This is a genomic window from Nocardia vinacea NBRC 16497 (genome assembly GCF_000308835.1).
Taxonomy (GTDB): Bacteria; Actinomycetota; Actinomycetes; order Mycobacteriales; family Mycobacteriaceae; genus Nocardia; species Nocardia vinacea.
This window is the reverse complement of record NZ_BAGN01000321.1, coordinates 1-1318: the sequence shown is the minus strand read 5'-3', so window position 1 is coordinate 1318 and position 1318 is coordinate 1. Positions and strand designations below refer to the sequence as shown.

Here is a 1318-nt window from a genome sequence, read left to right as displayed (position 1 = left end):
CTTGCTCGCGCAGGGGCGCCGGTTGCAGGAGTGGATGCTGACACGGCCGGGGCTGGATGCGGTGGACGTGGGGTGGTCTTTGATCAATACCCGGGCACGGTTGGAGCATCGGGCGGTGCTGGTCGGTGCCGACCGTGAGGAGTTGATGACCCGACTGCAAGCACTGATCGATAGCGAACCGGGCATGCTCGCGGGTGCCGGCATGTTCGCGGGTCCGGGTGTGGTCTCGGGTGTTGCTGGTGGCGTGGGCAAGACGGTGTTGGTGTTCCCCGGTCAGGGCGCGCAGTGGCTGGGAATGGGTGCGCGTCTGTTGCAGGAATCGGTGGTGTTCGAGCAGAAAGTGCTCGAATGCGCCGAGGTGTTCGCGCCCTTGGTGGAGTGGTCGTTGATCGACGTGCTGCAGGGCACGGCCGATCCGATGCTGCTCGAGCGGGTCGATGTCGTGCAGCCGGCACTGTTCGCGGTGATGGTTTCCCTCGCCGAGGTATGGCGCTCCTTCGGTGTCGTCCCGGATGCGGTACTGGGGCATTCGCAAGGCGAGATCGCCGCAGCCTGTGTGGCCGGGGCGTTGTCGCTCGAAGACGCCGCACGTGTGGTGATTCTGCGTTCGCGGGCATTGCGGGAACTGTCGGGTCGAGGCGGAATGGCCAGCGTGCTGCTGCCGACGACACTGGTCGAGCAACGACTGACCGACATGCCGGGACTGGCCGTGGCCGCGGTCAACGGGCCCACCACCACGGTGGTGTCGGGTCCGACCGAACAACTCGACGCGTTCGTGGCCGCCTGCGAAAGCGACGGTGTGCAGGTCCGCCGGATCGCGGTCGACTACGCCTCGCATTCACCACAGGTCGAGTCCTTGCGGCAACGACTGCTCGAGGAACTGGCCACCATCACTCCACGACCCTCACGAATCGCGTTCTACTCCACGGTGACCGGCACCCTGCTCGACACCACCGAACTCGATGCCGGGTACTGGTTCCGCAACCTGCGCGACACCGTGAACTTCGCCGCGACCGTGCAAACCCTGCTGAGCGAGGGCCACACCGTGTTCGTGGAGGCCTCACCACACCCGGTGCTGACACCGGGCATCGAAGAACTCGGCGAACAAACCGGCCCACGAACACGCGACATCGTCGTGACCGGATCACTGCGCCGCGACGACGGCGGACTGGACCGGCTGCTCTCGGCGCTGGCAATGGTCGATGTGGCCGGTGCCGGGGTCGACTGGACACCGATCTTCGACGGCCGTGGTGCGACCCGGGTTGCGTTGCCCTCCTACGCGTTCCAGCATCGCCGCTACTGGCTCGACACCCTCACC

Annotated in this window: 1 protein-coding gene; it reads left to right on the top strand. The window is 66.3% G+C overall.

The window, feature by feature from the left end; all coding sequences use genetic code 11:
• Nucleotides 1–34: 34 nt before the first annotated feature.
• Nucleotides 35–1318, top strand: a 1284-nt coding sequence (locus ON44_RS33700; RefSeq protein ID WP_157187393.1) for an acyltransferase domain-containing protein, incomplete at its 3' end; no start/stop codon positions are given.